The organism is Streptomyces sp. NPDC056296 (genome assembly GCF_042268605.1).
Lineage (GTDB): Bacteria > Actinomycetota > Actinomycetes > Streptomycetales > Streptomycetaceae > Streptomyces.
Genome location: NZ_JBHJRX010000007.1, coordinates 187346 through 196090 on the forward strand (window position 1 = coordinate 187346; position 8745 = coordinate 196090).

Annotated in this window: 5 protein-coding genes and 1 pseudogene; 3 read left to right on the forward strand and 3 right to left on the reverse strand. The window is 71.1% G+C overall.

The features are described from left to right. Window positions 1–157 precede the first annotated feature (157 nt). On the reverse strand, window positions 158–4351 hold the full coding sequence (locus tag ACFCZF_RS07430) for a GH92 family glycosyl hydrolase (protein ID WP_376670844.1): 4194 nt from the start codon (window positions 4349–4351) through the stop codon (window positions 158–160). Window positions 4352–4971: 620 nt separating this feature from the next. Here ACFCZF_RS07430 and ACFCZF_RS07435 point away from each other — a divergent pair. The 3 genes from ACFCZF_RS07435 to ACFCZF_RS07445 all read left to right on the forward strand — a co-directional run bounded on the left by ACFCZF_RS07435 (window position 4972) and on the right by ACFCZF_RS07445 (window position 7655). Next, entirely contained in the window at window positions 4972–5259 is a 288-nt protein-coding gene (locus ACFCZF_RS07435; protein ID WP_376670845.1) for a hypothetical protein, read from the forward strand. An 800-nt stretch (window positions 5260–6059) separates the two neighbouring features. Beyond that, the gene (locus ACFCZF_RS07440; protein ID WP_376670846.1) at window positions 6060–6842 is read left to right on the forward strand and encodes a glucose 1-dehydrogenase; all 783 of its coding nucleotides are present in this window, start codon (window positions 6060–6062) and stop codon (window positions 6840–6842) included. A gap of 36 nt (window positions 6843–6878) precedes the next feature. After that, complete coding sequence (locus tag ACFCZF_RS07445) at window positions 6879–7655, forward strand: enoyl-CoA hydratase/isomerase family protein (protein WP_376670847.1); 777 nt, start codon at window positions 6879–6881, stop codon at window positions 7653–7655. Between the two features lie 40 nt (window positions 7656–7695). On the opposite strand, the gene npdG is transcribed toward ACFCZF_RS07445, so the two are convergent. Beyond that, the gene (npdG, locus tag ACFCZF_RS07450) at window positions 7696–8433 is read right to left on the reverse strand and encodes an NADPH-dependent F420 reductase (protein ID WP_376670848.1); all 738 of its coding nucleotides are present in this window, start codon (window positions 8431–8433) and stop codon (window positions 7696–7698) included. A gap of 29 nt (window positions 8434–8462) precedes the next feature. Next, a pseudogene (locus ACFCZF_RS07455) lies at window positions 8463–8745 on the reverse strand (acetyl-CoA C-acetyltransferase); the annotation flags it as partial.

Consider the following 8745-nt stretch of genomic DNA (forward strand, 5'->3'; position numbering starts at 1 on the left):
GAAGACGGAAGTCATGGTTCGCGCGGGGGAGACGGTGGTGACCGGCGGCCTCCCTACGATGGCCGGTGCCGCCGGTCACCAGTCGCGCCCCCGTGCGGGGGAGATAATGGTGTCCGGCGGCCTGCCCAAGGGCGAGGGCCGCCGGACACCACCGGCCTCAGCCGGCCGTCTCCACCCGGACGCCGGCCAGCCAGCCGCCCCAGCCGTCCTCGGGGCGGCTGTCGGAGAAGCGCAGGTAGAGGCCGTCGCCGTCACCGGCCGCCTGTTCGCGCAGGTCGGCGATGTCAAGGCCGCGCTGCTCCCGGTTGGACTGGAACATCACCGGGTCGGGCTCGCGCAGGACGGTCGTCCAGTGCGTGCCGTCGGTGGACGCCTCGACCAGGAACTGGTTGGCGATGTCGAGCGTCACCGTGCCCCGGCTGTCGGCGGGCACGGGCAGCCGGTAGGTGAAGGACCGGTCGGCGTCGGCGTACCGGGCCAGGGCGTCGGAGCCGTCCCCGGTGACCTGCGAACCGTCGTCCGCGACGAGGACACCCTGCTCGGAGTCGGTGCCCGGTTCGATCTCGGTGACGTCGCCGACGACGCGGGCGCTGCCCTGCCCGGTGACGTGCCAGCCGTCCCAGCTCGCTTCGGCCCGGATCCGCCGGGTGCCGGGGGCCGCGTCGTCGGCAGCGGTGACGCGGACGGTGACCGTGGCGGAGCCGCCCGGCGCCAGGTCGCCGACCTGTGCGCGTGCGGGGTCGGCGGTCCAGCCGGAGGGCACGGTGACGGCCAGCTCGGGTGACAGCGTCGTGTCGCCGGTGTTGGTCAGCTCGACGTCCACGGAGGCCGTCGTGCCGGGACGCAGGGCGACGTCGGCGACGTCCACCTCGACCGGCGTCGGGGCGATGGCGTCCCGCGTCAGCAGCTCGGCCTCGGCGAGCGACACCTTCTGCTGCCCGTCGGCGGTCACCATCCGCAGCCGGTACTCCCGCATGCTCGCCGGGTGTTCGACCTTGAAGGGCCGGGTCTGGTTCCGCCAGCGGAACTCCTCGCCGCTGCGGCGGTCCAGCTCCGTCCAGTGCGTCCCGTCGTCGGAGCCCTCCAGCACCCACCCTCGCGGGTCCTGGTCGGCGGACGCGTCGGAGGAGGTGAGCGTGTAGTACGTGACGCCGGTGTCGTCACCGCCGTTGACGCGGTAGCGGACCTCGGGATCGTCGCCGGTGAGCGCGGCGGCGGTCTTCGAGGTGTTGTCGAACAGGGCGGTGACGTCCGCGCCGGTGGAGGACGAGGCGGTGCCGCGGTCCTCACCGGTCACGTCGTGCAGCGGACGGGGACGCTCGCCGGCCGCGGTCGGCGAGTCGGGCACGTCGTTCTCGCCGGTGCCCCAGGAGGACGGCTTCTCGCCCATGGTGAAGCGCAGCCTGCCGCCGTCGGCGATCTCCTCGTGGGAGATGGCCGTGGAGGTGTGGCGCTCGCCGTCGACGGTCAGGTTCTGCACGTAGATGTCGCCCGTGCTGGTGCCGGGCGCCTCGATCACCAGCTTGCCGCCGGGCAGACGCAGGGTCGCCTTCTCGAACAGCGGGGAGCCGATCACGTACTCGCCACTGGACGTCTGCAGCGGGTACAGACCGAGGGCGCTGAGTACCCACCAGGCGGAGGTGGCGCCGTTGTCCTCGTCACCCGGGTAGCCCTGCCCGATGTCCGAGCCGAGCCAGCCGCGGTCCAGCGCCTGCCGGACCAGCTTCTGGCTCTTGGCGGGCTGCTGGGTGTAGGTGTACATCCAGGGGATGTGGTGGGAGACCTGGTTGGGGATGCTCCACTGACCCAGCCGCAGGTCGCGGGTCTCGCGCATCTCGTGGATGGCGCCGCCGTAGGAGCCCGGACGGTCGGCCTTCTCCGGCGTGGAGAAGAACTCGTCCAGTTTGTCCGCGAGCCCCTTGCGGCCGCCGTACAGCTCGGCCAGGCCCTGGCCGTCGTGCGGGGCGGGGAAGGCTTCGTTCCAGCCGTTGGCCTCGGTGTAGTCGTGGTCGTTGCCCCACGTGCGCGGGTCGTAGCGGCCGGGCGCGGTGGTCCACTCACCGTCCGTCGACTTGCCCTGGAAGAAGCCGGTGGCCGGGTCGTACAGGTCGGTGTAGCCGGCGGAGCGGGCGCGGAAGTACTCCGCCTCCTCCCGCAGGCGCTCCCGCTCCTTCGCCGGGGTGCCGCCCTTCTTCGCCATCTCCTCGGCCATCGCGGCGATCGCCGAGTCGTTGACGTAGCCGTCCAGGGACCAGGAGAAGCCCGCGGGCACGTCGTTGGGGACGTAGCCGAGGAACGTGGAGCGTTCCAGGTTGTCGCGGCCGACGCTGCTGTCCGGGGGACGGACGGTCGCGTTCTTCAGGGCGGCGTCGTAGGTGTCCTTCGCGTCGATCCCCGGTACGCCCTTGGTGTAGGCGTCGGCGAAGGCGGCGTCGGAGTTGGTGCCGGTCATCACGCGGGCGTAGCCGGGGGAGGACCAGGGGGAGACCCAGCCGCCGTCGCGGTACTGCTGGACGAAGCCGTCGACCAGTTCGCCCGCGGTGTCGGGCCAGAGCAGGGAGTAGGCGGGCCAGGCGGCGCGGAAGGTGTCCCAGAAGCCGGTGTTGACGAAGACCTTGCCGTCGGCGATCTTCGCGCCGGTCTCGGTCGGGCTGCTCGCCGGCGGCGTCCAGGAGCCGGAGGACTGCACGGCGTGCTGGTAGCGGGGCTTCTTCTTCGTGCCGGTGTTCTCGTAGCCCGAGTTGGGATACAGGTTCATCCGGTACAGGTTGGAGTAGAGCGTGGTCAGCTGGTCCTCGGTGCCGCCCTTGTCGACCTCGACCACGCCGAGCCGCTCGTTCCAGGCGGCCTTGGCCCGTGCGGCGACCTTCTCCAGGGAGTCCTTGGCGCCGATCTCCAGGTCCAGGTTCTTCTTCGCCTGGTCGACGCCGATGAGGGAGGTGGCGATGCGCAGGGTGACGGTGCGCGTGTCACCGCCGTCGAACGACACGTAGCCGGTCGAGGGGCGGTTGCCCTCGGTCAGCATGCCGCTGTCGGTCACGGGCCGGTCGAACGTGCCGTACATGTACATGCGGCTCATGCCCGCCGAGATGGTGCGGACCTCCGACCAGCCGGAGACGGTGCCCGCGTCGGCGTCGATCGTCAGACCGGCCCGGTCGTCGACGTTGTCGAAGACCAGCTTCCGTCCGCCCTTCTCGGGGAAGGTGAAGCGGAGCAGCGCGGCGTGGTCGGACGGTGCCATGTCGGCCCGCAGGCCGTTGGTGAAGGTGACGCCGTAGTGGTGGGGGAGCGCCGTCTCGTCCTCGTGTCGGAAGGCCAGCGCCCGCGCCTCGCGGCCGGCGTCCGGGACGCCCTCGGCGGTGGAGGGCATCACCTGGAAGGTCTGCCGGTCGCCCATCCAGATGCTGGTCTCGTGGCTGGCCGCGAACGCCTGGATCTCGGGCAGGTTCCGGTCGTTGTTCTGCTGGTGGTAGCTGTACAGAGTGCCCAGGGAACCGGCGTCGGTCACCGGGGTCCAGAAGTTGAACCCGTTGGGTACGGCCGTCGCCGGGAAGTTGTTGCCGCGGGAGTATTCGCCGCTGGACTGGGTGCCGCGGGTGGTGACGACCCAGTCGGCGGGGGAGGAGCGGTGCGGCTCGGCCGGCCGGTCGTCGAGGGAGATGTCGTCGAGCCAGCCGCCGACGTCCGACGGCCCGTCCGGGCCGTCGTAAGTGACCAGGATCTTGTCCACCGTCCGACCCGCCGCCACCTCGCCGACGGCCGCCGAACGGCGGTTCCACTGGAGCGGGGAGACGGTCTTGGCGTCGCCCTGGGCGCGGGCGGTCAGCCGGTCGCCGTGCTGGTCACGGACGTTCAGGTCACTGAGCCGTGATCCGTCCGTGAACTGCAGGTCCACGGCGACATAGGTGCCGGCATAGTCGACCTTCTTCTCGTCGAAGTCCGGGAAGAGCAGGTAGGACAACTCGCTGTGTCGGCCTATCCGCACGTCCACGTCGGCCACGACGGTGGTGGCGTGGGCGGCCCCGTCGGCCTCGTGCCGGGCCGCGTAGTGAAGCGCGTTCAGCCCCGTGAACCCGACGTTGGCCTTGGCCGCATAGGTTCGGTCCGGCCCGTCGTCGACGACGGTGCGCAGTCCCGGTTCGCCGGAACCCGGTTGGACCACGCCCAAGACGTCGGGGCCACCACCGGGGCGGGTGGCCGGACTTCCGTCGGGCGCGGGATCGTCCGGCTCGAACGAGGTGTGCCAGTCCGCCGTCTTCTTGGCGGCGGCCACCGACGGGAGCGAGGAGGCGCCGGCGCTGCCCACTGCCGGACCGGTGAGAAGGGCCAGCCCCAGGAGACCGACCGTCAATCTGGAACGCTTGCGGTAACGATTGGGCCGCAACGGATGCGATGACATGGGACCCCCACAGGCGTGCGGTGGAAGCACGCCTGACAACGTTGTCAGAATATGGATGCCTCAGTTTTCACGGAGTCTCGGGTGCGAGTCAAGAGGTGTGCAGTGCCTTGAGGAGTGGAGGGACGCTCCAGGTTGTCGTGAGTAACTTCTCGTCGAAACCGGCGTTTTGGGGAGCGCTTGAGCTGTTGGTGCTGCGCACTTGCGGTGGTTGCTTCCCCATTTGACCGATCGGGTAGCGGCTGGGTGGATGGACGGCGTGCGAGTAAGGTCACAGGTCGATCAAGTGTCCGGGTCTTGTGTCGAACTGGACCGCAGGCGTGGGCGACTCTTGTCCGGAACGCGTGCGGTTCCGCTAGCAGCTCAAGACACTGAGGCCGACCGGCCCGCCACATCGTGCTCCCGGTTCTCGCAGGCTGCTCGCGTCCTCTGCGCTGGGGGTTTACAGCTTCTTGTAGCGATGTAAAACCCTCTTGCGGTACACCGGGCAAAGCTCCGACGCCGGGGGTCGGCTGGTTGCGTTCGTCGTTCGGCTCCCCGATTCCCTTTCAGCGTTCGCCCGGATCGGGGTCACCATGCAGCGCGCCACTCTTCGTCGTTTTCTCCTCACCTCGAACCGCTCCGGGTTCGGTGGAGGTGATGATGCCTCGCTGCTCGTCGGCGGGCTCCTGGCCATACTCTCGCCCTCGACGGCTGTCGCCGCCCCCGTCTACGGGACGTCGGAGGCGGGCAATCCCTTCGTCGACGGCTGGTACGCCGACCCCGACATCGAGATCGGCACGTACCGCGGCGGCGCGAACGGCGTCCGGGTCTTCGAGGCCGCCGCCTCCTTCGACAACGTGGCAGTGGTCCCGGCGCGTTGACGCCCCGGCCGGTGGTGCCGACGGTACCTCACCCGGCGCCCGCGACCTCCGCGGGCGCCGTCGTGCTGGCCTGAGCGGCGGATCATCAAGGTCCGCCTCGTGCGCGACGGTGGGGCCCGGCCCGGAGCGCCGGACTACTGGATGTGCCCGCCTCGACCGTTCACCGGGTCCTCACCCGCTCCCGGCCGACCCGCTTGGCCCGCCTGGACCGGGCCACGGGCCGGGTCACCGCCGCCGTCGCGGCGTCCGTCCTCATCACGGTCGCGTGGGCGGGCTCGCTGCTCGGCGCCACCGCCACCCGCGACCTCAGACCGGGTCCGCGAGCCGGCTGTGCTGCGACTGGTGGGCGCCGAGGCGCTGATGGTGGTCATGGTCGGCGGACTGCTGGGAGCGCCGGTCGCCGGGCTCAACCTGGTGGGCGTGTGGAGCGCGCTGCGCCTGCTCCCGGTGATGACGCGCCCTTCAGACCCGGTGAGGGCCCCTCGCGGCGGTCCTGGGCGCCCGCGTGGTCCTCGCCGTGATCTCGTCGGTCGCTCCGGCCGGCCCCTCCCCGCGCCGCGGTGCAGGGGAGGTGGCGGGCGTAAGCGAGTGACCTCCGACCGATGCCGGCGTGCGTTCGAGGAAGCCGTCCCGCCGGAGCAGGTTCCATTCCGGATCGCCCTCCCACAGCCGTGCTGCTTTACGGGCGGCGGTGAACGCCGGATTGTCCGAAAGCTTGCATCTCGGCGTGCCTCCAGTAATGTACCGACCGATTGGTACACCACCCGGGGTGTGTCATCACCAGCCGAAAGGTTCGTCCCATGACTGAAGGCTCCCTGGCCGGGCGTGCCGGCCTCGTCACCGGAGGCGCTTACGGGATCGGCCGTGCGTCGGCCCGCCTGCTGGCCGCGGCCGGTGCCAGCGTTGCCGTGGTCGATCTTGATGCGGAACGTGTGCGTGAAACCGTCTCGATGATCGAGGAGGCGGGCGGTACCGCACTGGCCGTCGAAGCGAACGTGGCCGACGAGGGCCAGGTCGAGCGGATGGTCGCCCAGACCCTGGAGGCGTTCGGGCGACTGGACTTCGCGCACAACAACGCCGGAATCGCGCCGGCGACGGGGACGACCGTCGAGTGCTCACGGGCGGACTACGACGCCGTCCTGGCCGTGAACCTCACGGGGGCGTTCCTGTGCATGAAGCACGAGATCGCGCACATGGCGGCGGCGGGTGGCGGATCCATCGTCAACACCTCCTCCTCCACAGGTCTGCTCGGGTTCCCGAACCAGCCCGCCTACGTGGCCAGCAAGCACGGCATCATCGGAGCGACGAGGGCCGCCGCCCTGGAGTCCGCGGCCGCGGGGGTCCGGGTCAACGCGGTCTGCCCGGGGACCGTACTCACCGGCCTGACCGAACAGGGCATCGAGCAGGGGCTGTTCGACATGGACGGACTGGCGTCGCTCAGCCCCATGAAGAAGGTGCTCCGCCCGGAGGACATCGCCGACGCCGTCCTCTGGCTGGTCGGCGACGGAGCGAGCTGCGTCACCGGTGCGGCCATCCCCGTCGACGGTGGTGCCACCGCGGGCCTGGCGTCCTTCTGGGGCTGAGGGAGCGGGTGGACGGACCGAAGGCGGGGAGACGGCATGGAAACCGTGAGCTACGAACGATCCGACAGCATCGCCCGGATATGCCTGCGCGGCGGTGCGCGAGGCAATCCGCTCGACCAGGCGACCGTGGACGCGCTCGCCCACTCCGTGCGCCGGGCGCGCGCCGACCAGGCCCACGTCGTGGTGCTCTCCAGTGCGGGTCCCGCCTTCAGCTTCGGCGGCGACGTGTCCGCGATCGCCGCCGCCGAGGACACCGAGCAGACGGTCGAGGACCTGGCCGAATCACTGCACCGGATCGTCAGCGACCTGCACCGGATGGACGCGATCGTCGTCTCGGTCGTGCGCGGCACGGCCGCCGGGGCCGGGGTCCCGCTCGCGGCGGCGGCCGACCTGGTGCTCGCCGGCTCCTCGGCGCGGTTCGTCCTGGCGTACACGAACATCGGTTTCTCGCCGGACGGGGGCAGTTCCCTGCTGACGGCCTCGATCGGGCTGCACCGGGCTCTGCACCTCACCCTGCTGAACCCGGTGCTGTCCGCCGCCGAGGCGCTCTCGATGGGGCTGGTCACCCAGGTGCATCCCGACGAGCAGCTCGATTCCGCGGCCGAGGAGGTGGTCCGCCTGCTGCGCGCCGGCTCCCGTACGGCGCAGGTGGCCTCCAAACGGCTGCTGCGTGAGGCCGCCACACCTGGGGCGGAGGCCGCGCTGCGCAGGGAGACCCTCTCGGTCAGGGCGCGCGCGGCCAGCCTCGACGGCCGCGAGGGAGTGGCGGCCTTCCTGGCCAAACGGGCCCCGGACTTCCCCAGCAGCAGGTGAGCGGTCGTACGCGCCGCAAGCGCGCGTACGACCGCCCGGATCAGACGTCGGTGATGCGCACCCCGGCGTGCGCCTTGTACCGGCGATTGACGGACACCAGGTTGACCGTCAGGGCCTCGACCTGCCGCGCGTTGCGCAGTCGGCCGGCGTAGACACCGCGCAGGCCGGTCAGCCGTCCGGCGAGGGCCCGCACCGTGTCGGTGGCCGCCCGATCGTCGCCGACCACCATGACGTCCCCGTCGAGCGTGTGCGAGAGGTCCTCCAGCAGGACGGCGGACAGGTGGTGGAAGGCGCCGACGACAGTGCTCTTGGGCAGCAGCGCGGCGGCCTGCTGGGCCACCGACCCCTCCGGTACGTCGAGGACGTAGGGGCCCTGCCGGTCGAAGGCCATCGGAACGACGCAGTCGACGACGATCTTGCCCGTCAGCGGACCGGCGAGTGGCGCGAGCGTCCCGGCGTGCCCGGCGAACGGCACGGCGACGACGACCAGATCGGCCGCCTCGGCCACGTCGCGGTTGGAACCGCCGCGCACCCGCGCCCGGACGCCGTCGGCCGCGACGCTCTGGGCGCGTTCGGTGACCTCCGCGCTCACCCAGGCGACGCGCTCGGTGTCGCGGGAGCCGAGCAGCACCCGCTGCCCGGCGGCGGCCAACCGGACGGCGAGGCCCCGGCCCTGCGGTCCCGTGCCGCCCAGGATCCCGACGCTGAGGTGCGCCACCCCTTCGGAGGGCTGCTGCTCGGCACCGGGCGGCTGAGCGGAGATGTTCGCGGCGGTCATGTTCGTGTCTCCGTCATTTCGTGGTCGCGTCACAGCAGTTCGAGGATGGTGGCGTTGGCCTGGCCGCCGAGTTCGCACATGGTCTGGAGGCCGTAGCGGATTCCGTTGCGCCGCATGTGGTGGATCATCGTGGTCATGATGCGGGCGCCGGAGCCGCCGAGGGGGTGCCCCAGGGCGATTGCGCCGCCGTTGGGATTGACGGTCGTGGGGTCGGCCCCGATTTCCTCCAGCCAGGCCAGCGGCACCGGCGCGAAGGCTTCGTTGACCTCGAACACCCCGATGTCGGCGACCGACAGGCCGGACTTTCGAAGG